We start from the raw sequence: 22,173 nt of genomic DNA, 5'->3' as shown, positions 1-22,173 counted from the left end.
TTAGCGGTCCACGTCGGCCATAACGAAGTCGATACTACCCAGGTACGCGATCAAGTCCGCGACCATGCTGCCGCGGATCACCGAAGGGATCTGCTGCAGGTGGGCGAAGCTCGGGGTACGGATCCGGGTGCGGTAGCTCATGGTGCCGCCATCGCTCGTCAGGTAATAACTGTTGATGCCCTTGGTCGCTTCGATCATCTGGAAGGACTCGTTGGCCGGCATGACCGGGCCCCACGAAACCTGCAGGAAGTGCGTGATCAGGGTCTCGATGTGCTGCAGCGTGCGCTCTTTCGGCGGCGGCGTGGTCAGCGGGTGGTCCGCCTTGTACGGGCCTTCCGGCATGTTGCGCAGGCACTGGTCGATGATCTTGATGCTCTGGCGCATCTCTTCGACGCGGACCATGCAGCGGTCGTAGGCATCGCCGTTGGCCGCCAGAGGGACTTCGAACTCGAAGTTCTCGTAGCCGGAGTAGGGGCGCGCTTTACGCAGGTCGAAATCGCAACCGGTGGAACGCAGGCCGGCACCGGTGACGCCCCATTCCAGGGCTTCCTTGGTGTTGTAGGCGGCGACGCCGATGGTACGACCCTTGAGGATGCTGTTCTGCAGGGCGGCCTTGGTGTATTCGTCGAGGCGCTTGGGCAACCAGTCGACGAAGTCCTTCACCAGTTTTTCCCAGCCGCGCGGCAGGTCGTGGGCGACGCCGCCGATGCGGTACCAGGCCGGGTGCAGACGGAAACCGGTGATGGCCTCGATCACGGTGTAGGCGCGCTGACGGTCGGTGAAAGTGAAGAACACCGGGGTCATGGCGCCGACGTCCTGGATGTAGGTACCCAGGAACAGCAGGTGGCTGGTGATCCGGAAGAACTCGGCCAGCATGATGCGGATGACGTCGACCTTCTCCGGCACCTTGATCCCGGCCAGCTTCTCGACCGAGAGCACGTACGGCAGGTTGTTCATCACGCCGCCGAGGTAGTCGATACGGTCGGTGTACGGAATGAAGCTGTGCCAGGACTGACGCTCGGCCATCTTCTCGGCGCCACGGTGGTGGTAGCCGATGTCCGGTACGCAGTCGACGATCTCTTCGCCGTCCAGCTGCAGGATGATGCGGAAGGCACCGTGGGCCGAAGGGTGGTTCGGGCCCAGGTTGAGGAACATGTAGTCCTCGTTGGCGCCGGAACGCTTCATGCCCCAGTCTTCCGGCTTGAAGCGCGCGGCTTCTTCTTCCAGTTGTTGCTTGGCCAGGGTCAGGCTGAACGGATCGAATTCGGTGGCGCGCGCCGGGAAGTCCTTGCGCAGCGGGTGACCTTCCCAGGTCGGCGGCATCATGATGCGCGACAGGTGAGGGTGGCCGGCGAAGTCGATGCCGAACATGTCCCAGACTTCACGCTCGTACCAGTTGGCGTTCGGCCAGATACCGGTCACGGTCGGCAAGCTGAGGTCGCTCTCGGACAAGGCGACCTTGATCATCACGTCACTATTACGTTCGATCGACAGCAGGTGGTAGAACACGCTGAAGTCGGCGCCTGGCAGCCCTTGACGCTTGGTGCGCAGACGCTCGTCCACGCCATGCAGGTCATAGAGCATGACGTACGGCTTGGGCAGGTTGCGCAGGAAGGTCAGGACTTCGACGAGTTTGGCACGGGTAACCCACAGCACCGGCATGCCGGTGCGGGTGGCCTGGGCGGTGAACGCCTCAGGGCCAAAACGGTTATTGAGTTCGACGACCACATCCTGGTCGTCTGCCTTATAAGGCGGGATGTACAGAGCACTGCCTGTAGTCATGGTTTTTTATCGCTTTCGGTCAACGTAAAGAATGAAGCCAGTTTTTCGTTCTTTGTAAGAAGCGCTCTGGAATCAGACTTCGTCGGGGCTGCGCAGGTTGGTTACCTGAATACGCTGTTCGCGGCGCTGTTCCTTTTGCGACGGCATTTCGGCGCGATACACGCCTTGGTCACCGACGACCCAGGAAAGTGGGCGACGCTCCTGGCCAATCGACTCCTGCAAGAGCATCAGGCCTTGCAGAAAAGCTTCAGGGCGGGGCGGGCAGCCAGGCACGTAGACGTCCACGGGCAGGAACTTGTCCACCCCTTGAACGACGGAATAGATGTCGTACATGCCACCGGAGTTGGCGCACGAACCCATGGAGATAACCCACTTCGGTTCGAGCATTTGCTCGTAGAGACGCTGAATGATCGGCGCCATCTTGATGAAGCAGGTTCCGGCAATAACCATGAAATCCGCCTGGCGCGGTGATGCCCGGATAACTTCGGCGCCGAAGCGCGCGATGTCGTGGGGCGCCGTGAAGGCGGTGGTCATTTCCACGTAGCAGCAGGACAGGCCGAAGTTGTACGGCCACAGGGAATTCTTACGCCCCCAGTTGACCGCGCCGCTCAGCACGTCTTCCAGCTTGCCCATGAAGATGTTTTTGTGGACTTGATCTTCTAACGGATCGGAAACGGTTTCCCGTTCGCCGATCGGATACTGCTCGTTAGGAGCATCGGGGTCGATCCTGGTGAGATTGTATTGCATCGCCAAAGCCTCATTGTTTTAGCTTCGCCTGCCGCTTACGGCGACCTTCCGGAGCCCAATCAAGAGCCCCCACCCGCCAAAGGTAGACAAGACCTGCCAACAGAATTGCTATGAAAACGAGAGCTTCGACGAATCCGGTCCAGCCGCTTTCGCGGACGGACACAGACCAGGCAAAGAGAAATAGGGCTTCGATATCGAAGATCACGAAGAGCATCGCGACCAGATAGAATTTGGCTGAGAGCCGCAAGCGGGCGCCACCGGTAGGTAGCATGCCGGACTCGAACGGTTCGTTTTTGCTGCGGCCCCAGGCTTTTGACCCGAGGAGGCTGGAGACGCCGAGCATGAAGGCGCAGAGGCCGCCTACACCCAGAAGGAAAATGGCAAAGCCCCAGTTGTGGGCCATGAGTCCTGTCGCTTCGGGCATGCTGGTAATCCTTAACAGAGAGCAAAGGTCTCTGAGCTTGATAAAGAAATAAAGCAGTGACGATATGTCGCAGTGCAGTCAATCGGCGTGATTTTATGGCTAAACACCGGGCAAGTAAATTTTCTATGGCGAAATTATTTAGTGAAATAAGGACATAGCCCCCTTGCAAGCCCCGTAAGCCACGGCCTGTGGGCATTAGCGGGTGTTTTGTTAATTATCTTTTGTCCTTGCTGTAACGAATATCGTCATCATCTAAATGATAATCAATATTATTTGGTGCTACTTTTAAACAATGGTTCCCATGAAGAGCCGCTAAGTTGTCTTTTATATGCTCGTTACTGCAAGTTGCGAGCGAGCCCCTTTTACCCGCTTTTTCCTCCATGCATACCGCTCTGGATCAATGTTTTGCCTGATTGGCAGGTGTCCGGGCCGACGTCGTCGCCAGCAGGCTCGTTCCTGTCGGAGCTTGGGGTTTGGGTGATGCTGGCAAAAGCCGCAGGCAAAAAAAACGCCCCGAACCAGTCGGGGCGTCAGATGTGTGGCACTGCAGTTAGCTTTTACCGGGTCTGCAATGGCCGTTTTTCAGCGCGAAGTCGAATCAGTGGAACTGTTCTTCTTCGGTGGAGCCGGTCAGCGCGGTAACCGAGGACGAGCCGCCCTGGATCACGGTGGTCATGTCGTCGAAGTAGCCGGTGCCCACTTCCTGCTGGTGAGCCACGAAGGTGTAGCCCTTGGCGGCGTCAGCGAATTCCTGCTCTTGCAGCTTCACGTAGGCGGTCATGTCGTTGCGGGCGTAGTCGTGCGCCAGGTTGAACATGCTGTGCCACATGTTGTGAATGCCGGCCAGGGTGATGAACTGGTGCTTGTAGCCCATGGCGGACAGTTCGCGCTGGAACTTGGCGATGGTCGCGTCGTCCAGGTTCTTCTTCCAGTTGAAGGAAGGCGAGCAGTTGTACGACAGGATCTGGTCCGGGTATTCCTTCTTGATCGCTTCGGCGAAGCGACGAGCTTCGTCCAGGTCCGGCTTGGCGGTTTCGCACCAGATCAGGTCGGCGTACGGCGCGTAGGCCAGGCCACGAGCGATGGCCTGGTCGAGGCCGGCGCGCACTTTATAGAAACCTTCCTGGGTACGGGTGCCAGTCACGAACGGCTGGTCGTACGGGTCGCAGTCGGAAGTCAGCAGGTCGGCGGCGTTGGCGTCGGTACGGGCCAGGATGATGGTCGGTACGCCGGCAACGTCGGCCGCCAGACGGGCAGCGGTCAGCTTCTGTACGGCTTCCTGGGTTGGAACCAGTACTTTGCCGCCCATGTGGCCGCATTTCTTCACGGAAGCCAGCTGGTCTTCGAAGTGAACGCCGGCGGCGCCTGCTTCGATCATGCTCTTCATCAGCTCGTAGGCGTTCAGCACGCCGCCGAAACCGGCTTCGGCGTCAGCCACGATCGGCGCGAAGTAGTCGATGTAGCCTTCGTCGCCCGGGTTCTTGCCGGCTTTCCACTGGATCTGGTCGGCACGACGGAACGAGTTGTTGATGCGCTTGACCACGGTTGGAACGGAGTCCACCGGGTACAGCGACTGGTCCGGGTACATCGATTCGGCGGAGTTGTTGTCCGCAGCAACCTGCCAGCCCGACAGGTAGATCGCCTGGATGCCGGCTTTGACTTGCTGTACCGCCTGGCCGCCGGTCAGGGCGCCCATGCAGTTGACGAAATCTTTCTCAGGACGGAAGGACGGTTTGGCACCCTGGGTCACCAGGTTCCAGAGCTTCTCGGCGCCCATGCGTGCCAGGGTGTGCTCAGGTTGAACCGAGCCACGCAGACGGACAACGTCGGCAGCGGAATAAGTGCGAGTCACGCCTTTCCAGCGCGGGTTTTCAGCCCAGTCTTTTTCAAGGGCTGCAATTTGCTGTTCGCGTGTCAGTGCCATGGAGATAAACCTCGTCGCGTCTTGTGTGAAAAGTCGTTCTTGGGCGGAAAATTCCGACTCGCCAGATACGCAGGGTCAAAGGGTGCGTAGTTGGCTGCTCGCTGACCAGAAGCTTAGGCGGTCAAGTCGGGTATGACGCGATGGCGACGGTTGAACGATGGGCTCAAGGGGAAAGTGAGCAGGTGAGGGCCAGCTGTCGGGCGCATTCGGGCGTCGTGGGCCTTCATACGAACCATCAGTGTGTTGCCGATCTACCTAATTAGCTTCCGTCCCTCGGGACAACCTCGTTCCAGTCGCAATCTCGTCAAACACACCTTGTGGGCGGTACAGACACGAATCGGCTCAGGTGGGTAGGTTAGAGCGGCGATCCGAAGGCCCTTGCCAGGGCCCCTGATTAGCGGGAGCGAGGCCATCATGCCTTCGGTTTTTTGCCTCGTCAAACGTTTTGTAGTGCTTTTTTTCTAACACTACATCTTTGGTCTAATACGACTAATCAGTCAGTTTTCGGTGCTTTAGTCCAAGGCGTCGACTTTCACTCGCAAGGTCATGTCATCCCGGCCCTGAGTCGAGTAGCTGCGGGTTTCAGCCTGTTTGTCGGCCTGGTTCTGGCGATTGACGCCGGCCAGGGTGATCCACTCGCCAAGGCGGCCGCTGACAGTTGTGTCGGTACTTTGCACATTCACTACATCGGGACGTTCCTGGCTCATGCGGTCACGGTTGGTACTGATGCTCAGGTGAACGGTTTCGCCGGTGACGCTGGCTGTGACGTAGAAGCCCTGGGTGACATTGCGATACTGGGTCTGGTTCTGCAGGCGACCGTAAGGATCGGTCTGGGTGGTGGTCAGCGGCACGCTCTGGCCAACCTGGATCAGCGCCGGTATGCCTTCGCTGGCCTGGATCTGCTGTATGCCGCCATCGCGGCTGGCGGTGCTGCGGGTGATGATGCGAGTTTGTGGCGCGCCGTTGACCGAATAACCCTGATTGTTCTGGCTGTTGTTTTCGTTGGTGTCGACCGTGATCAGCAGGCGTTTGGCGGCGGTATCCAATTGCGCGATGAAGGCGCGCAGTTCCTCGATCTTCTCCGGTTCAGCATTGACGATCAGCTGGTTGCCGTAGGCGCTGACCCGGCCTTCCTTGCCGAGGAAGTTCTGCGCGACGGGCAGCAGGTCGGCGCTGGTGCGGTTGTTCAGGGGCACGATCTCGGTCGCAGCCGTGACTGAAAAGCTTGCAGTCAGCAGCAGCGTCGTGAGCAGGGTGCGTAGGGACATGTCCGTTATCTCCGCTATGGGGTGGAAGCCTTGAGTTTGACAGTTTGTCGGCTCGCGGTGGGGCAAGTTGAATCGCCGATAGCAAAACGCCCCAGCCTCCAAGGAGCCAGCTTAGCTTGCTGGATCCGGGGAGGGCGGGGCGTTTTGTGACGTCTGGCAGGATTATCGCTGGCAGGTTCACTGCTGCGCAGGGCTTGCTCAGGCGTTGCCGCGGACCATGTCGACGTGAGGGATGCCTGCTTCCAGGAATTCCGCGCTGACGATGCTGAAGCCCAGGCGCTCATAGAAGGCGGTAGCCTGAACCTGGGCGCTGAGCATCAGCTGCTTGAGGCCACGTTTCTCGGCTTCGCCGATCACTGCCTGCATCAGTGCGTCGCCGACCTTCAGGCCGCGCCAGTCCTTGAGGACCGATACCCGGCCGACCTGCCCGTCGGGCAGCAGGCGGGCGGTACCGATCGGAAAGTCGCCTTCGAGCGCGAGGAAATGCACCGCGCTGTCGTCGTCGGCGTCCCACTCCAGTTCGGGCGGGACGGATTGCTCGACGATGAACACTGCTTCACGAATGCGCCGGATCTCGGCGTTATCCTTTTGCCAGTCTGCGACACGTACGCGAATCTTATTCATCGGCAAATCCCAGGCTTCCTTGCTTGACCAGTTCGCACAGCAGGCTGCGTCCATCCTCGTCCGCCAGCCATGGGCCGAGGTTGTCGAGGTGCAGCGCGTCGGCGGCGCAAATCATCTTCAGCAGTTCACGCAGCTTGCCCGGCAGGTAACGGCTCTGGCCGCTGGCGAACAGCAGCAGGTCGTCGTCGACTTCGGACCAGGCCAGGCGCGCGCTCGGGTTGCGGATCAGGATGGCGCCCTGTTCGAGACTGCCGAGCAGGTCTTCTTCTTCCAGCTCGGGGCCGACCACCAGTTCCGGGTAGCGCGGCTCGGTCATGAACTGGCCGAACCAGGTCAGCAGCATGCGCTCGTCGCTCATGTGCTCGGCCAGCAGGCCCTTGAGGCGATCGAGGGCGTCGTGCTGGATCTGGTGCGGATCGCTGACAGGTTGCACGTCGGCGTCGGTATAGCGGTCTTCGTCCGGCAGGTACTGGCTGAGGAAGTCGGTGAAGTGGGTCAGCACTTCGGCGGCGCTCGGAGCGCGGAAGCCCACCGAGTAGGTCATGCAGTCATTCACTGCAACGCCGTAATGGGCCAGGCGCGGTGGCAGGTAGAGCATGTCGCCGGGTTCCAGGACCCAGCTTTCGGTTTCTTCGAATTCGGCGAGGATGCGCAGGTCCGCGTGCTGCAGCAGCGGGCTCTCGGCGTCGCACATCTGGCCGATCTTCCAGTTGCGCTTGCCGTGGCCTTGCAGCAGGAACACGTCGTAGTTATCGAAGTGCGGACCGACGTTACCGCCGGGAGCGGCGAAGCTGATCATCACGTCGTCAATGCGCCAGCTCGGCAGGAAGCGGAAATGCTCCAGCAGTTCGGCGACTTCCGGCACGAACTGGTCGACGGCCTGGACCAGCAGGGTCCAGTCACGCTCCGGCAGCTTGCTGAACTCGTCTTCGGCGAACGGGCCGCGGCGCAGTTCCCAGGGGCGTTCGCCGTGCTCGATGACCAGGCGCGACTCGACCTCTTCTTCCAGCGCCAGGCCGGCCAGTTCGTCGGCGTCGATCGGGCTTTCGAAGTCGGGCAGGGCCTGACGGATCAGCAGGGGCTTTTTCTGCCAGTAGTCACGCAGGAATTCCCGTGCGCTGATGCCGCCCAAAAGTTGAAGAGGAATGTCAGGATTCATGTGTAACCTATTGAAAAAATGCACTTTTCATACGGGAATAAAAACGCCCGGCGCTGCCGGGCGTCAAAGGTCTTGCCATCGATCAGATGCGTTTGGCTTGGGCCACGGCGTTGCCGATGTAGCTGGCCGGGGTGAGCTTCTTCAGCTCGGCCTTGGCGGCTTCAGGCATTTCCAGCGCGTCGATGAAGGTCTGCAGCGCTTCAGGGCTGATGCCCTTGCCGCGAGTCAGTTCCTTGAGTTTTTCGTACGGGTTTTCGATGTTGTAGCGACGCATCACGGTCTGGATCGGCTCGGCCAGGACTTCCCAGCAGGCGTCCAGGTCTTCGGCGATCTTCTGGGCGTTGAGCTCCAGCTTGCTGATGCCTTTGAGGCTGGCTTCGTAAGCGATCACGCTGTGGGCGAAACCGACGCCCAGGTTACGCAGGACGGTGGAGTCGGTCAGGTCGCGCTGCCAGCGGGAGATCGGCAGTTTGCTCGCCAGGTGCTGGAACAGCGCATTGGCGATGCCCAGGTTGCCTTCGGAGTTCTCGAAGTCGATCGGGTTGACCTTGTGCGGCATGGTCGAGGAACCGATTTCGCCGGCGATGGTGCGCTGCTTGAAGTAGCCCAGGGAGATGTAGCCCCAGATATCGCGATCGAAGTCGATCAGGATGGTGTTGAAGCGCGCGATGGCGTCGAACAGCTCGGCGATGTAGTCGTGCGGCTCGATCTGCGTGGTGTACGGGTTGAAGCTCAGGCCCAGCTCGTCTTCGATGAAGGCACGGGCGTTGGCTTCCCAGTCGATTTCCGGGTAGGCCGACAGGTGGGCGTTGTAGTTGCCCACGGCGCCGTTGATCTTGCCCAGCAGCGGCACGGCGGCGACCTGAGCGATCTGGCGCTCCAGGCGGTACACCACGTTCGCCAGTTCCTTGCCCAGGGTGGTCGGCGAGGCCGGCTGACCGTGGGTGCGCGACAGCATTGGCACGTCGGCGAAGCGCAGAGCCAGTTCGCGGATAGCCCCGGCGGTCTGGCGCATCAGCGGCAGCATCACCTCGTCGCGGCCTTCGCGCAGCATCAGGGCGTGGGACAGGTTGTTGATGTCCTCGCTGGTGCAGGCGAAGTGGATGAATTCGCTGACGTTGGCCAGTTCAGGCAGCTTGGCGGCCTGTTCCTTGAGGAGGTACTCGATGGCCTTGACGTCGTGGTTGGTGGTGCGTTCGATCTCTTTGACACGCTCGGCGTGCTCCAGAGAGAAGTTTTCCGCCAGGGTGTTCAGCACAGCGTTGGCCTCAGCGGAAAACGCTGGCACTTCGCTGATGGCGGAATGGGCAGCCAGGCGCTGGAGCCAGCGCACTTCGACCAGGACGCGAGCACGGATCAGGCCGTATTCGCTGAAAATGGGGCGCAGGGCCTGGGTTTTGCCGGCGTAGCGGCCGTCAACAGGGGAAACCGCAGTGAGCGAAGAGAGCTGCATGGGGTGTTCTCGGACAGTCGGGCAACGAAATGGGGCGCGTATCATACATGAAAATATCCGCCGGTCCGTTGCCAACTGACCAGCGTCTTACGCGTTACTGACTACAAAAGGTCTTGCGGGCGCAGTTCAGCTGCTGCGCATCAGCGGATAAAGCTCTTTGAGCAATTTGCGGCGGCTGATCACCAGCTGCCAGCGATGGCCACCCAACTGGCGCCACAGGCGCGCCGAACGGATGCCGGCCAACAGCAGGGCGCGGATCTTCGAGGCGTTGCTCGGCTGCTGCAGGTTGCGCATGTCGCCATGCACCTGGATCCGCTGGCGCAGGGTGCTCAGGGTGTCCTGATACAGCGAGCCGCAGGCGGCAATCACGTTTTCGTGGGCCGGGCCGAAGTGTTCGACCTGGGACTGAATCTGCGGCAGGCGCTTGCCGATGATTTCCAGCAGGTCGTCGCGCTTGGCCAGCTGGCGCTCGAGCCCTAGCATCGACAGGGCGTAGCGCAGCGGCTCGCGCTGCAGGGTGCTGGGGTCGCGTTCCAGGGCGCCGATCAGGGCGCGATAACCCTCACGCAGGTTGATGTCGTCGCCACCGTAGACTTCCAGGGTGTCTTTCGGGTCGCGGATCAGCAGGCTGCCGAGCATGCAGCTCAAGGCCGCTTCGGTGACCTGGCCGGTCTTGGCGATCTTGTCCACCAGGACGGCGGCGAGAAACACGCCGCCCAATGCCGTCAGTTGTTCCTGGGTCGGGCTCATGCCTTGCTGCTCCAGGGCTCTGCGACTTCGATCACGCCACCGCCCAGGCAGATTTCGCCGTCATAGAAGACTACGGATTGGCCGGGGGTGACCGCGCGTTGCGGGTCGTCGAAGGTGGCGCGGTAGCCGTTGGCGGTCTTTTCCAGGGTGCAGGGCTGGTCGCTCTGGCGATAGCGCACTTTCGCGGTGAGGCGGCGCGGTTGGCTCAGGTCGATCGGGTTGACCCAATAGATGTCGGAGGCGAGCAGGGCGCGGGAGAACAGCCACGGGTGATCGTTGCCCTGGCCAACGATCAGCTCGTTGTGTTCCAGGTCCTTGATCAGGACGTACCACGGCTCTTCGCCGGCGTCCTTGAGGCCGCCGATGCCCAGGCCCTGGCGCTGGCCGATGGTGTGGTACATCAGGCCGTGGTGGCGGCCGATCACTTCACCTTCGGTGGTCTTGATCTCGCCGGGCTGGGCCGGCAGGTATTGCTTGAGGAAGTCGCTGAAGCGCCGCTCACCGATAAAGCAGATACCGGTGGAGTCCTTCTTCTTGGCGGTGGCCAGGTCGTGTTTCTCGGCGATGGCGCGGACTTCGGGCTTTTCCAGCTCGCCGACCGGGAACAGGGTCTTGGCGATCTGCTCGCCGCCGACGGCGTGCAGGAAGTAACTCTGGTCCTTGTTCGGATCCAGGCCCTTGAGCAGCTCGGTGCGCCCGTCGATGTCGCGGCGGCGCACATAGTGGCCGGTGGCGATCAGGTCGGCACCAAGCATCATGGCGTAGTCGAGGAACGCCTTGAACTTGATTTCACGGTTGCACAGGATGTCCGGGTTCGGCGTGCGGCCGGCCTTGTATTCGGCCAGGAAGTGCTCGAACACATTGTCCCAGTACTCGGCGGCGAAGTTGGCGGTGTGCAGCTTGATGCCGATCTTGTCGCACACGGCCTGGGCGTCCGCGAGGTCGTCCATGGCGGTGCAGTACTCGGTTCCGTCGTCTTCCTCCCAGTTCTTCATGAACAGGCCTTCCACCTGGTAACCCTGCTCCATCAGCAGGAGGGCGGAAACGGAAGAGTCCACGCCGCCGGACATGCCGACGATGACGCGCTTCTTTTGGGTGTCAGAAGGGGCTGGATCACGCATAGGAATTCAACGGGTGTCTTGAAAAAGGACGCGATTCTAACAGGCTGAGGCCTGCAAGGCTAAAACTGCGGTTAAAGCGACGGACGGATCAGCTCGAGGCTGTGTAGTTGCCCGGCCAGATAGTCGTCGACGCAACGGATGATCAGCTCGCTGCGCCATTGCGGGCGCAAGGCCAGCAGTTCGTCGCGGCTCAGCCAGCGCGGGCCGATGATGCCGTCGTCCAGTGGGTAATCGGGGTGGTGCCTGAGCGGTTTGCCGGCAAAGCAGACGCGCTGGTAGGTCACGCCATTGCTGGGGGCGGTATACAGGTAGATGCCGACCACGCCGGTCAACTCGATGTCCCAGCCGGTTTCTTCCAGGGTTTCGCGAATGGCGGCCTGGAGCAGGCTTTCGTCCGGGTCCAGGTGCCCGGCGGGCTGGTTGAACACCGCCTGGTCGCCTTGGAACTCTTCGACGAACAGAAAACGTCCCTGATCCTCAACGATGGTGGCGACGGTGATGTGGGGTTGCCATTCCATATATAAAGCTCTGTCTTGAGTGGGTGGACATCATAAGGCGAACGCCAGCCCCGTAGGAGCGAAGCTTGCTCGCGATGAAAACAGTGCGNCTATCGCGAGCAAGCTTCGCTCCTGCAGGGAAGGTGTTGTCCAGAAAGCACAAACCCCGGCACCTGGCCGGGGTTTGCATTGCAGCGGTGTTGCTTAAACCAGCGCAGCGATAGCCGCGTTGAGGGTGGCGCTTGGGCGCATGGCCTTGCTCACCAGCTCAGGGTTGGCGCTGTAGTAGCCGCCGATGTCCACTGGCTTGCCTTGAACGCCGTTGAGCTCGGCGACGATAGTCGCTTCGTTCTCGGTCAGGGTCTTGGCCAGGGTGCTGAACTGCGCTTGCAGGGCTGCATCTTCGGTCTGGGCGGCCAGGGCCTGGGCCCAGTACAGCGCCAGGTAGAAGTGGCTGCCGCGGTTGTCGATGTTGCCGACTTTGCGCGATGGCGACTTGTTGTTGTCCAGGAACTGACCGGTTGCCTGGTCGAGTGTCTTGGCCAATACCAGCGCTTTCGGGTTGTTATAGGTGTTGCCCAGGTGCTCCAGGGAGGCGGCCAGGGCCAGGAACTCACCCAGGGAATCCCAGCGCAGGAAGTTCTCTTCCAGCAGCTGCTGCACGTGCTTCGGAGCCGAACCGCCGGCGCCGGTTTCGAACAGGCCGCCGCCGTTCATCAGCGGCACGATCGACAGCATCTTGGCGCTGGTGCCCAGTTCCATGATCGGGAACAGGTCAGTCAGGTAGTCGCGCAGCACGTTGCCGGTGACGGAGATGGTGTCCTTGCCTTCGCGGGTGCGGGCCAGGGTGAACTTCATGGCATCGACCGGCGACATCACGCGGATGTCCAGGTCGGCGGTGTCGTGATCCTTCAGGTAAGCCTGAACCTTCTCGATCATCACGCCGTCGTGGGCGCGCATCGGGTCCAGCCAGAAAATCGCTGGAGTGCTGCTGGCGCGAGCGCGGTTGACGGCCAGCTTGACCCAATCCTGGATCGGCGCGTCCTTGGTCTGGCACATGCGGAAGATGTCGCCGGCTTCGACGGCCTGTTCCAGCAGCAGGTTGCCCTTGCTGTCGGTGACGCGCACGACGCCGTCAGCCTTGATCTGGAAGGTCTTGTCGTGGGAACCGTACTCTTCGGCTTTCTTCGCCATCAGGCCAACGTTTGGCACGCTGCCCATGGTGGTCGGGTCGAAGGCGCCGTTGGCCTTGCAGTCTTCGATCACGGCCTGGTAGATGGTGGCGTAGCAACGATCCGGGATCAGGGCCTTGGTGTCGTGCAGCTGGCCGTCGGTGCCCCACATCTTGCCGGAGTCACGGATCATGGCCGGCATCGAGGCGTCGACGATCACGTCGCTCGGCACGTGCAGGTTGGTGATGCCTTTGTCGGAGTTGACCATGGCCAGGGTAGGGCGCACGGCGTAGACCGCCTGGATGTCGGCTTCGATCTGCGCTTGCTGCTCCGCGGGCAGGGCCTTGATGCGGGCGTACAGGTCGCCGATGCCGTTGTTCAGGTTGAAGCCGATCTGGCTCAGCACGTCAGCGTGCTTGCTCAGGGCGTCCTGATAGAACTCGGCAACGATCTGGCCGAACATGATCGGGTCGGAAACCTTCATCATGGTGGCTTTCAGGTGTACCGACAGCAGTACGCCTTGCTTCTTGGCGTCTTCGATCTCGGCGGCAACGAAAGCCCGCAGGGCCTTCTTGCTCATGACTGCGCAATCGAGGATCTCGCCGGCTTGTACGGCGGTTTTTTCCTTCAGGACGGTAGCGCTACCGTCTTGAGCGATCAGCTCGATCTTCACGGTGTCCTGGGCGTCGATCAGGGCGGCTTTTTCGCTGCCGTAGAAATCGCCCTGGCTCATGTGAGCAACGTGGGACTTGGAGTCTTTGGCCCAGGCGCCCATTTTGTGCGGGTGCTTGCGCGCGTAGTTCTTGACCGACAGCGGAGCGCGGCGGTCGGAGTTGCCTTCGCGCAGGACCGGGTTCACGGCGCTGCCCTTGACCTTGTCGTAGCGCGCCTTGGCGTCTTTGTCGGCGTCGCAGGTGACGGTTTCCGGGTAGTCCGGCAGGGCGTAGCCCTTGGCTTGCAGCTCTTTGATCGCGGCCTGAAGCTGCGGTACCGAAGCACTGATGTTCGGCAGCTTGATGATGTTGGCTTCAGGGGTTACAGCCAGGTCGCCCAGCTCGGCCAGGTGGTCCGGTACGGCTTTGTCGCCCAGCAGCTCCGGGAAGCTGGCAAGAATACGCCCTGCGAGAGAGATGTCGCGGGTTTCCACGGCAATATCAGCGGAAGCGGTGAAGGCTTCGACGATAGGTAGCAGCGAGTAGGTGGCGAGGGCGGGGGCTTCGTCGGTGAAGGTATAGATGATCTTCGAGCGGGTGGGCATATTCGGATTAACTCTCTTCTTTGCTAAAGCGTGCGCAGAAACTCGAGGGGCGCCGGGTAAGCGCGTTCGTTCAAAGTCATCCATGAACCGAATATCGAGGTTTCTTCGCGGTGATGTTGGGTGCATCAGTCGAGCGTCAAGCGGGTGGGCTGCGGTAACAACCCGGCTTTGGGCGGAAAGTCTCGGCTCCTTTTTTCCAGTAGCAGAGCGCTCAGCCGTCGTGACTCTGTGGTCAGCGGCGGCATTATACATAGGTAGCTGGCAAAACGCCGACGGTTCATATGCAACCGATCTCGTCCATTGGTCTAAAGGTCGCAGGTGGGGTGGCGGCGTAGAGTCCCCCAAAGTGCTCGAGTTTGTCGCTTTTCCCTTTGCTTTCAGGCTTGTAGGCCACGAACTGCGCAGCCTTCACGGCATATGAGTGGAACATGAGGTTCCCGTCCAGATTCAACTGGGGTACGCTCGAACGCAGCCAGATGTTCAATCCACACAACGGAGTTCAGCATGGGATACAAGAAGATTCAGGTTCCAGCAGTCGGCGACAAAATCACCGTCAACGCAGACCATTCTCTCAATGTTCCTAACAACCCGATCATCCCTTTCATCGAAGGCGATGGTATTGGCGTTGATATCAGCCCGGTCATGATCAAGGTTGTCGATGCTGCTGTTAAGAAGGCCTACGGCGGCGAGCGCAAAATCTCCTGGATGGAAGTCTATGCCGGCGAGAAAGCAACTCAAGTGTACGACCAGGACACCTGGCTCCCTCAGGAGACTCTGGACGCAGTCAAGGATTACGTGGTTTCCATCAAGGGCCCGCTGACCACTCCGGTAGGTGGCGGTATCCGTTCCCTGAACGTGGCGCTGCGTCAGCAGCTTGACCTGTATGTGTGCCTGCGTCCGGTGCGCTGGTTCGAAGGCGTGCCGAGTCCGGTGAAGAAGCCTGGCGATGTCGACATGACCATTTTCCGTGAGAACTCGGAAGACATTTACGCCGGTATCGAATGGAAGGCCGGTTCCGCCGAAGCGACCAAGGTCATCAAGTTCCTCAAAGAAGAAATGGGCGTCACCAAGATCCGTTTCGACGAAAACTGCGGTATCGGCGTCAAGCCGGTTTCCCTGCAGGGCACCAAGCGTCTGGCGCGCAAGGCGCTGCAATATGTGGTCGACAACGATCGCGATTCGCTGACCATCGTGCATAAAGGCAACATCATGAAGTTCACCGAAGGTGCCTTCAAGGAGTGGGCCTATGAAGTGGCGGCGGAAGAATTTGGCGCGACGCTGCTCGACGGCGGCCCGTGGATGCAGTTCAAGAACCCGAAAACCGGCAAGAACGTGATCGTCAAGGACGCCATCGCCGATGCGATGCTCCAGCAGATCCTGCTGCGTCCGGCCGAATACGACGTGATCGCCACCCTCAACCTGAACGGTGACTACCTGTCCGATGCACTGGCGGCTGAAGTAGGCGGGATCGGTATCGCTCCGGGCGCCAACCTGTCCGACACCGTGGCCATGTTCGAGGCGACCCACGGTACGGCGCCGAAGTACGCGGGCAAGGACCAGGTGAACCCGGGCTCGCTGATCCTCTCCGCGGAAATGATGCTGCGTCATATGGGCTGGACCGAAGCGGCCGACCTGATCATCAAGGGCACCAACGGCGCCATTGGTGCCAAGACCGTGACCTACGACTTCGAGCGCCTGATGGAAGGCGCCACGCTGTTGTCGTCGTCGGCATTCGGCGATGCGCTGATCTCGCACATGTAAGCAGTACGCATCAAACGAAGCGGCCGGTTCAAATGATTGAACCGGCCGTTTTTTTATGACTGTTTTTTAGGGTTGGACCTGGATACAGGTGTTTCAGCTCAGGACCGTTTCCTGCTGGGGAGAGGCTGCGGCGGAGGCATTCTGGGTCTTGATGGAGTTGATCTTCACTGCGTGCAGGCCCTTGGGCCCTTGGGTGATCTCAAAACTCACGGCCTGTCCGGCTTTCAAGGTTTTGTAGCCTTCCATCTCGATGGCCGAGTAATGGGCGAAAAGGTCGTCGCTCTTGCCCTCCTCATTAATGAAGCCATAACCCTTGGCGTTGTTGAACCACTTGACCTTGCCGCTTGCCATGCTCATATCCCTCTGCAACAGACTCCATCACTGGAGTATCATCCTGTTAATCCGTACCGAAATCCGCAATATAGGATTGACTGTACGGACCTTTATTACCCAATGTGGGCTCTATTGGTTGTAACACCGTTTTGCCGATAGTCAAGGTGACCCGGCGGTCGGAGTTGAAATCCCCCCAGAGCGCCCCCACCACTGTATTTGCACAACTAACGAACCTTTCTTTCCATGCATGCAATCAGCCAGATTCGACTAACATTCAATCAGGATCGCCCGGATTTCCAAGACGACGATTCCGCTGGCTTGGCTGTACAGGAAGCTAAGCCGACGTTGCAGGCTCCGCCGATGTACAAGGTGGTTTTGTTCAATGATGACTACACACCGATGGATTTCGTCGTCGAAGTGCTCGAGGTGTTTTTTAACCTGAATCGCGAGCTGGCGACCAAGGTAATGCTGGCCGTTCATACAGAAGGACGGGCAGTATGTGGATTGTTTACCCGCGACATCGCCGAGACCAAGGCCATGCAGGTCAACCAGTACGCCAGGGAAAGCCAGCATCCGCTACTCTGTGAAATCGAGAAGGACGGTTAACGCCGACCACTTGGGTATGAGGTGAAGCTATGTTAAACCGCGAGCTCGAAGTCACCCTCAATCTCGCCTTCAAAGAGGCTCGTTCGAAGCGTCATGAGTTCATGACCGTCGAGCACCTCTTGTTGGCTCTTTTGGATAATGAGGCCGCCGCCACCGTTTTGCGTGCCTGCGGAGCAAACCTCGACAAACTCAAGCACGACCTGCAGGAGTTCATCGACTCCACCACGCCACTGATTCCCGTGCATGACGAGGATCGCGAAACCCAGCCAACCCTGGGCTTCCAGCGTGTACTGCAGCGTGCTGTCTTCCATGTGCAGAGCTCGGGCAAGCGCGAAGTGACTGGCGCCAATGTGCTGGTTGCGATCTTCAGTGAGCAAGAGAGTCAGGCAGTGTTCCTGCTGAAACAGCAGAGCGTTGCCCGTATCGATGTCGTCAACTACATCGCCCATGGCATCTCCAAGGTGCCCGGGCATGGCGATCATTCTGAAGGTGAACAGGATATGCAGGACGATGAAGGCGGTGAGTCTTCCTCTTCAGGTAATCCGCTGGATGCTTATGCCAGCAACCTTAATGAACTGGCACGCCAGGGGCGTATCGACCCGTTGGTGGGGCGTGAGCAGGAAGTCGAGCGTGTGGCGCAGATTCTCGCGCGCCGGCGCAAGAACAACCCGCTGCTGGTAGGCGAGGCTGGTGTAGGTAAAACCGCGATCGCCGAAGGCTTGGCCAAGCGCATCGTCGACAGCCAGGTGCCTGATCTGCTGGCCAACAGCGTGGTGTATTCCCTGGATCTCGGTGCGTTGCTGGCGGGTACCAAATACCGCGGCGATTTCGAGAAGCGCTTCAAGGCGTTGCTGGGCGAATTGAAGAAACGTCCGCAGGCGATCCTGTTCATCGACGAGATTCACACCATCATTGGCGCCGGTGCGGCGTCCGGTGGGGTGATGGATGCCTCGAACCTGCTCAAGCCGCTGCTTTCCTCGGGTGATATCCGTTGCATCGGTTCGACCACCTTCCAGGAATTCCGTGGAATTTTCGAGAAGGACCGGGCCTTGGCTCGCCGCTTCCAGAAGGTCGATGTGTCCGAGCCTTCGGTAGAGGACACCATCGGCATTCTGCGCGGCCTCAAGGGGCGTTTCGAGCAGCACCACAGCATCGAGTACAGCGATGAGGCACTGCGCGCCGCCGCCGAACTGGCATCGCGTTATATCAATGACCGGCATATGCCCGACAAGGCGATCGACGTGATCGACGAGGCGGGCGCCTATCAGCGGCTGCAACCGTCCGACAAGCGCGTCAAGCGTATCGAGGTGGCTCAGGTCGAGGATATCGTGGCGAAAATCGCGCGGATTCCGCCGAAACACGTCACCAGTTCCGACAAGGAGCTGCTGCGTAACCTCGAGCGTGACCTGAAGTTGACGGTGTTCGGCCAGGATGCGGCGATCGACTCGCTGTCGACCGCGATCAAGCTGTCCCGTGCCGGCCTGAAATCGCCAGACAAGCCCGTCGGTTCGTTCCTGTTCGCCGGGCCTACCGGTGTCGGTAAGACCGAGGCCGCGCGGCAGTTGGCCAAGGCGCTGGGCATCGAGCTGGTGCGTTTCGACATGTCCGAGTACATGGAGCGTCACACCGTCTCGCGTCTGATCGGTGCGCCTCCGGGTTATGTCGGTTTCGACCAGGGCGGTTTGCTGACCGAAGCTATTACCAAGCAGCCTCACTGCGTACTGCTGCTCGATGAAATCGAGAAGGCACACCCGGAAGTCTTCAACCTGCTGCTGCAGGTGATGGACCACGGTACCTTGACCGACAACAACGGGCGCAAGGCGGATTTCCGCAACGTGATCGTGATCATGACCACCAACGCGGGTGCCGAAACCGCGGCGCGGGCTTCCATCGGCTTCACTCATCAGGATCACTCTTCCGATGCCATGGAAGTGATCAAGAAGAGCTTCACGCCGGAATTCCGTAACCGTCTGGACACCATTATCCAGTTTGGTCGCCTCAGCCATGAGGTTATCAAGAGCGTGGTGGACAAGTTCCTTACCGAACTGCAGGCGCAGCTGGAGGACAAGCGCGTCCAGCTGGAAGTCACCGACGCGGCCCGCAGCTGGCTGGCGGCAGGTGGTTACGACGTGACCATGGGCGCTCGTCCTATGGCGCGCCTGATCCAGGACAAGATCAAGCGTCCGCTGGCGGAAGAGATACTCTTTGGCGAACTGGCCGAACATGGCGGTGTGGTACACATCGACATCAAGGATGGCGAGCTGACCTTCGAGTTCGAGACCACCGCAGAAATGGCCTGATAGGCCGCAATAAAAAAGGCGCCGCAAGGCGCCTTTTTTATATCTGTTCTGCAGGTATGCGGAGTAAATCGCAGGCAAACAAAAACGCCCGGCGTGGGCCGGGCGTCTTGTATTGACTTGCTTAGCGAGCGCGGTAAGTGATGCGCCCTTTGCTCAAGTCATAGGGCGTCAGTTCGACGCGCACTTTGTCACCGGTAAGAATACGAATGTAGTTCTTGCGCATCTTGCCGGAGATATGCGCGGTTACGACGTGCCCATTTTCCAACTCCACACGAAACATGGTGTTGGGCAGGGTGTCGACGACAGTGCCTTCCATTTCGAAGCTGTCTTCTTTCGACATGCAGTAAAGCCCTCGGTGTCCAATGAATGGCCCGGTGCAACTGCGCCAGGCAAAAGCGGCGTGCATTGTGCCCGAAAAGTGGGGTTCAAGCCAAGGGCTTCTAGTTCAGGATGACCCATCTCTGGTTAATCAGCAGCTCAATGGGCCGATATTGGGTCTTGTAGTTCATCTTTTTGCAGTTCTTGATCCAGTATCCGAGGTAGACCGCGTCCAGGCCCAGGCGCAAGGCTTCGCCTATTTGCCACAGAATGGCGTAGCGACCGAGGCTGCGACGCTCCTCATCGGGTTCGTAGAAGGTGTAGACCGCGGAAAGGCCATTGGGCAGCAGGTCGGTGACGGCCACGGCGAGCAGGCGCCCATCGAGGCGGAACTCGTAGAACCTGGAGAAGGGCAGGTCGCGAACCAGAAAGGTCGAGAACTGATCGCGGCTGGGCGGGTACATGTCGCCATCGGCGTGGCGTTGCTCGATATAACGCTGGTAAAGGTCGAAATACTCTTCGCTGAACCCCGGTTTGACAGGCTGGACCTTCAGGTCGGCATTGCGTTTGAGAATGCGTTTTTGCTGACGGTTGGGTACAAACTGCGCGGCAGGAATACGTGCCGGAACACAGGCATTGCAGTTCTGGCAATGCGGCCGGTACAGGTGGTCGCCACTGCGACGAAAGCCCATTTCCGACAGATCTGCGTAGACATGCACATCCATGGGCTGGCTAGGGTCGAGGAACAGCGTGGTCGCCTGTTCTTCGGGCAGGTAGCTGCAAGAGTGGGGCTGAGTGGCATAAAACTTCAAACGCGCCAACTCGGTCATGAATCAACCCTCGGGATTAGCTTTGAATTAAGTGTAAGCCACACCGGCAAAACCCGCCTAGGAAACCCATATGGCGCGGCTGGGCTGGTCCAGATGGCGCCGCAGATAGCCGGCGAACTCCTGGCGCGGGATGGCGCGGGCGCCCAGGCTGTGCAGGTGGTCGGTGGGCATCTGGCAGTCGATCAGGGCAAAGCCCCAGGCCCGTAAATGTTGGACCAGCGTGACGAAACCGAATTTCGACGCATTGTCGGCCCGACTGAACATCGATTCGCCGAAAAACAGCTGGCCCATTGCCAGGCCATACAGCCCGCCTACCAGCGACCCCTGATCCCAGACTTCGACCGAATGGGCATGACCGCGCTTGTGCAATTCAAGGTAGGCATTCTGCATCGACTCGGTGATCCAGGTGCCATCGGCATAGGGGCGTGGCGCCGCGCAGGCGCTGATGACCGCGGCGAAATCCTGGTCGAAGGTGACCTGGTAACGTTGCTGGCGCAGCAGTTTGCCCAGGCTGCGGGATACGTGCAGTTCGTCTGGAAATAACACTGTACGCGGGTCGGGTGACCACCAGAGGATGGGCTGGCCCTCGGAAAACCAGGGAAAGCAGCCGTGGCGATAGGCCTGGATCAGTCGGTCGGCCGACAGGTCGCCGCCGGCGGCCAGCAGGCCGTTGGGGTCGCGCAGGGCCTTTTCCAGCGGGGGAAACTCGAAGGTGTTGCGTTGTAACCAGGTCAGCATGGCATTCAGACTTGCGGAAGGGGAGGGCGGTGGCGGGCCTGCAAGACCCGCCGCAAGCGTAGGTCGGGAGGTCAGTTGTCGTCGAGGAATTTCTCCGCATCCAGGGCCGCCATGCAGCCCGCGCCCGCGGAGGTGACGGCCTGGCGATACACGTGGTCGGCTACATCGCCCGCGGCGAATACGCCCTCGATGCCGGTGGCGGTGGCATCGCCTTCGCTGCCGCCTTTGACCAGCAGATAGCCGTCGCGCATTTCCAGCTGGCTTTTGAACAGGTCCGTATTGGGCTTATGGCCAATGGCGATGAAGACGCCGGCCAGTGCCAGTTCGTTGGTCTCTCCGGTCTGGCTGTCGCGCAGGCGGGCGCCGGTGACGCCGCTGGCATCGCCCAGCACTTCGTCGAGATTCTGGTTCCAGTGCAGGCGGATATTGCCCTTGGCGGCTTTGTCGAACAGCTTGTCCTGGAGGATTTTCTCCGCGCGCAGCTTGTCGCGCCGGTGCACCAGGTGCACCTCTTTGGCGATGTTGGAGAGGTACAGGGCTTCCTCCACGGCGGTGTTGCCGCCGCCGACCACGGCAACCACTTGATTGCGATAAAAAAAGCCGTCACAGGTAGCGCAGGCGGATACACCCTTGCCAGCGAAGGCTTCTTCGGAGGGCAGGCCCAGGTACTGGGCCGATGCGCCGGTGGCGATGATCAGCGCGTCACAGCTATAGATGCCGCTGTCGCCCTTGAGGATAAAGGGCCGCTGCTGCAACTCCGCGGTATGAATGTGGTCGTAGACGATCTCGGTATCGAAGCGTTCAGCGTGTTTTTGCATGCGTTCCATCAGCACCGGACCGGTCAGGCCTTCGACATCGCCAGGCCAATTGTCGACCTCGACGGTGGTGGTCAACTGGCCGCCGGCTTGCAGGCCGGTGATGACGGTCGGTTTGAGGTTGGCGCGTGCGGCATAAACGGCAGCGCTGTAACCGGCAGGGCCGGAGCCCAGGATGATCAGGCGTGAATGCTTCGCTTCGGTCATAAAAACACCTCATAAGCCTTTGTCACAAAAGAGAATGCATGCTCAAATTGAATACTGCGTAAAGTGTTCCTGACTTATGCTACACC

At 60.0% G+C, this 22,173-nt stretch carries 20 protein-coding genes; 3 read left to right on the top strand and 17 right to left on the bottom strand.

What is annotated here, in order from left to right:
• From nuoC to ACTJKT_RS09110, 12 genes are all read right to left on the bottom strand, one after another.
• Entirely contained in the window at nucleotides 1-1,782 is a 1,782-nt protein-coding gene (gene nuoC / locus ACTJKT_RS09165; protein WP_097304248.1) for an NADH-quinone oxidoreductase subunit C/D, read from the bottom strand.
• Between the two features lie 72 nt (nucleotides 1,783-1,854).
• On the bottom strand, nucleotides 1,855-2,529 hold the full coding sequence (locus ACTJKT_RS09160) for a NuoB/complex I 20 kDa subunit family protein (protein WP_007929186.1): 675 nt from the start codon (nucleotides 2,527-2,529) through the stop codon (nucleotides 1,855-1,857).
• Nucleotides 2,530-2,539: 10 nt separating this feature from the next.
• Entirely contained in the window at nucleotides 2,540-2,953 is a 414-nt protein-coding gene (locus ACTJKT_RS09155) for an NADH-quinone oxidoreductase subunit A (RefSeq protein ID WP_007929187.1), read from the bottom strand.
• A 598-nt stretch (nucleotides 2,954-3,551) separates the two neighbouring features.
• Entirely contained in the window at nucleotides 3,552-4,877 is a 1,326-nt protein-coding gene (gene aceA / locus ACTJKT_RS09150; protein ID WP_025804703.1) for an isocitrate lyase, read from the bottom strand.
• A gap of 512 nt (nucleotides 4,878-5,389) precedes the next feature.
• Nucleotides 5,390-6,145: a secretin N-terminal domain-containing protein gene (locus ACTJKT_RS09145; protein ID WP_440786850.1), complete on the bottom strand. Its 756-nt coding sequence runs from the start codon at nucleotides 6,143-6,145 to the stop codon at nucleotides 5,390-5,392.
• A gap of 198 nt (nucleotides 6,146-6,343) precedes the next feature.
• Nucleotides 6,344-6,769, bottom strand: coding sequence for a GNAT family N-acetyltransferase (locus tag ACTJKT_RS09140; protein ID WP_440786849.1), 426 nt, complete (start codon nucleotides 6,767-6,769; stop codon nucleotides 6,344-6,346).
• Nucleotides 6,762-7,928 carry a ribosomal protein uL16 3-hydroxylase gene (locus ACTJKT_RS09135; protein WP_440786848.1) on the bottom strand — a complete coding sequence of 389 codons (1,167 nt, stop codon included), beginning with the start codon at nucleotides 7,926-7,928 and terminating at the stop codon, nucleotides 6,762-6,764. The genes ACTJKT_RS09140 and ACTJKT_RS09135 overlap by 8 nt, the downstream gene beginning before the upstream one ends.
• An 82-nt stretch (nucleotides 7,929-8,010) precedes the next feature.
• Nucleotides 8,011-9,381 carry an adenylosuccinate lyase gene (purB, locus tag ACTJKT_RS09130; protein WP_092304507.1) on the bottom strand — a complete coding sequence of 457 codons (1,371 nt, stop codon included), beginning with the start codon at nucleotides 9,379-9,381 and terminating at the stop codon, nucleotides 8,011-8,013.
• Nucleotides 9,382-9,507: 126 nt separating this feature from the next.
• The gene (gene hflD, locus ACTJKT_RS09125) at nucleotides 9,508-10,131 is read right to left on the bottom strand and encodes a high frequency lysogenization protein HflD (protein ID WP_009049779.1); all 624 of its coding nucleotides are present in this window, start codon (nucleotides 10,129-10,131) and stop codon (nucleotides 9,508-9,510) included.
• Nucleotides 10,128-11,252: a tRNA 2-thiouridine(34) synthase MnmA gene (gene mnmA, locus ACTJKT_RS09120; protein ID WP_097304246.1), complete on the bottom strand. Its 1,125-nt coding sequence runs from the start codon at nucleotides 11,250-11,252 to the stop codon at nucleotides 10,128-10,130. Before mnmA ends, hflD begins: the two co-directional genes overlap by 4 nt.
• 71 nt (nucleotides 11,253-11,323) lie before the next feature.
• Nucleotides 11,324-11,770 carry an NUDIX hydrolase gene (locus ACTJKT_RS09115; protein WP_053279904.1) on the bottom strand — a complete coding sequence of 149 codons (447 nt, stop codon included), beginning with the start codon at nucleotides 11,768-11,770 and terminating at the stop codon, nucleotides 11,324-11,326.
• A gap of 183 nt (nucleotides 11,771-11,953) precedes the next feature.
• A complete protein-coding gene (locus ACTJKT_RS09110; RefSeq protein WP_440786847.1) occupies nucleotides 11,954-14,179 on the bottom strand; it encodes an NADP-dependent isocitrate dehydrogenase in 2,226 nt (741 codons plus the stop codon).
• A gap of 504 nt (nucleotides 14,180-14,683) precedes the next feature.
• On the opposite strand from ACTJKT_RS09110, the gene icd reads away from it, so the two are divergent.
• Nucleotides 14,684-15,940, top strand: coding sequence for an NADP-dependent isocitrate dehydrogenase (gene icd / locus ACTJKT_RS09105; RefSeq protein ID WP_007929208.1), 1,257 nt, complete (start codon nucleotides 14,684-14,686; stop codon nucleotides 15,938-15,940).
• A 93-nt stretch (nucleotides 15,941-16,033) separates the two neighbouring features.
• Here the strand turns inward: icd and cspD are convergent, their stop codons facing one another.
• Nucleotides 16,034-16,291 (bottom strand): cold shock domain-containing protein CspD, encoded by a 258-nt coding sequence (cspD, locus tag ACTJKT_RS09100; protein ID WP_009049775.1) that lies wholly within the window; start codon nucleotides 16,289-16,291, stop codon nucleotides 16,034-16,036.
• Nucleotides 16,292-16,516: 225 nt separating this feature from the next.
• Between cspD and clpS the strand changes: the two genes are divergently transcribed.
• Entirely contained in the window at nucleotides 16,517-16,879 is a 363-nt protein-coding gene (gene clpS / locus ACTJKT_RS09095) for an ATP-dependent Clp protease adapter ClpS (RefSeq protein ID WP_009044582.1), read from the top strand.
• Nucleotides 16,880-16,908: 29 nt separating this feature from the next.
• Nucleotides 16,909-19,179 (top strand): ATP-dependent Clp protease ATP-binding subunit ClpA, encoded by a 2,271-nt coding sequence (gene clpA, locus ACTJKT_RS09090; RefSeq protein ID WP_415263251.1) that lies wholly within the window; start codon nucleotides 16,909-16,911, stop codon nucleotides 19,177-19,179.
• 121 nt (nucleotides 19,180-19,300) lie between these two features.
• Here clpA and infA read toward each other — a convergent pair whose 3' ends face one another.
• From infA to trxB, 4 genes are all read right to left on the bottom strand, one after another.
• Nucleotides 19,301-19,519, bottom strand: a complete 219-nt coding sequence (gene infA / locus ACTJKT_RS09085; protein ID WP_002553999.1) for a translation initiation factor IF-1 — start codon at nucleotides 19,517-19,519, stop codon at nucleotides 19,301-19,303.
• Nucleotides 19,520-19,619: 100 nt separating this feature from the next.
• Nucleotides 19,620-20,327 carry an arginyltransferase gene (locus ACTJKT_RS09080; RefSeq protein WP_007929216.1) on the bottom strand — a complete coding sequence of 236 codons (708 nt, stop codon included), beginning with the start codon at nucleotides 20,325-20,327 and terminating at the stop codon, nucleotides 19,620-19,622.
• 57 nt (nucleotides 20,328-20,384) lie between these two features.
• Nucleotides 20,385-21,065 (bottom strand): leucyl/phenylalanyl-tRNA--protein transferase, encoded by a 681-nt coding sequence (aat, locus tag ACTJKT_RS09075; RefSeq protein ID WP_440786846.1) that lies wholly within the window; start codon nucleotides 21,063-21,065, stop codon nucleotides 20,385-20,387.
• Nucleotides 21,066-21,136: 71 nt separating this feature from the next.
• Nucleotides 21,137-22,087, bottom strand: coding sequence for a thioredoxin-disulfide reductase (trxB, locus tag ACTJKT_RS09070; RefSeq protein ID WP_440786845.1), 951 nt, complete (start codon nucleotides 22,085-22,087; stop codon nucleotides 21,137-21,139).
• Nucleotides 22,088-22,173: the final 86 nt, after the last annotated feature.

Source organism: Pseudomonas sp. 22526 (assembly GCF_052044735.1).
Lineage (GTDB): Bacteria > Pseudomonadota > Gammaproteobacteria > Pseudomonadales > Pseudomonadaceae > Aquipseudomonas > Aquipseudomonas piscium.
This window is presented reverse-complemented; position numbering and strand designations above follow the sequence as displayed.

Bases quoted from the DNA above. Each gene is read 5' to 3' on its own strand.
- mnmA (WP_097304246.1), bottom strand. From the start codon at position 11,252: ATGCGTGATCCAGCCCCTTCTGACACCCAAAAGAAGCGCGTCATCGTC.
- hflD (WP_009049779.1), bottom strand. From the start codon at position 10,131: ATGAGCCCGACCCAGGAACAACTGACGGCATTGGGCGGCGTGTTTCTC.
- ACTJKT_RS09155 (WP_007929187.1), bottom strand. From the start codon at position 2,953: ATGCCCGAAGCGACAGGACTCATGGCCCACAACTGGGGCTTTGCCATT.
- aat (WP_440786846.1), bottom strand. From the start codon at position 21,065: ATGCTGACCTGGTTACAACGCAACACCTTCGAGTTTCCCCCGCTGGAA.
- ACTJKT_RS09110 (WP_440786847.1), bottom strand. From the start codon at position 14,179: ATGCCCACCCGCTCGAAGATCATCTATACCTTCACCGACGAAGCCCCC.
- ACTJKT_RS09135 (WP_440786848.1), bottom strand. From the start codon at position 7,928: ATGAATCCTGACATTCCTCTTCAACTTTTGGGCGGCATCAGCGCACGG.
- trxB (WP_440786845.1), bottom strand. From the start codon at position 22,087: ATGACCGAAGCGAAGCATTCACGCCTGATCATCCTGGGCTCCGGCCCT.
- ACTJKT_RS09115 (WP_053279904.1), bottom strand. From the start codon at position 11,770: ATGGAATGGCAACCCCACATCACCGTCGCCACCATCGTTGAGGATCAG.
- aceA (WP_025804703.1), bottom strand. From the start codon at position 4,877: ATGGCACTGACACGCGAACAGCAAATTGCAGCCCTTGAAAAAGACTGG.
- purB (WP_092304507.1), bottom strand. From the start codon at position 9,381: ATGCAGCTCTCTTCGCTCACTGCGGTTTCCCCTGTTGACGGCCGCTAC.
- ACTJKT_RS09160 (WP_007929186.1), bottom strand. From the start codon at position 2,529: ATGCAATACAATCTCACCAGGATCGACCCCGATGCTCCTAACGAGCAG.
- nuoC (WP_097304248.1), bottom strand. From the start codon at position 1,782: ATGACTACAGGCAGTGCTCTGTACATCCCGCCTTATAAGGCAGACGAC.
- clpS (WP_009044582.1), top strand. From the start codon at position 16,517: ATGCATGCAATCAGCCAGATTCGACTAACATTCAATCAGGATCGCCCG.
- infA (WP_002553999.1), bottom strand. From the start codon at position 19,519: ATGTCGAAAGAAGACAGCTTCGAAATGGAAGGCACTGTCGTCGACACC.
- ACTJKT_RS09145 (WP_440786850.1), bottom strand. From the start codon at position 6,145: ATGTCCCTACGCACCCTGCTCACGACGCTGCTGCTGACTGCAAGCTTT.
- cspD (WP_009049775.1), bottom strand. From the start codon at position 16,291: ATGGCAAGCGGCAAGGTCAAGTGGTTCAACAACGCCAAGGGTTATGGC.
- clpA (WP_415263251.1), top strand. From the start codon at position 16,909: ATGTTAAACCGCGAGCTCGAAGTCACCCTCAATCTCGCCTTCAAAGAG.
- icd (WP_007929208.1), top strand. From the start codon at position 14,684: ATGGGATACAAGAAGATTCAGGTTCCAGCAGTCGGCGACAAAATCACC.
- ACTJKT_RS09140 (WP_440786849.1), bottom strand. From the start codon at position 6,769: ATGAATAAGATTCGCGTACGTGTCGCAGACTGGCAAAAGGATAACGCC.
- ACTJKT_RS09080 (WP_007929216.1), bottom strand. From the start codon at position 20,327: ATGACCGAGTTGGCGCGTTTGAAGTTTTATGCCACTCAGCCCCACTCT.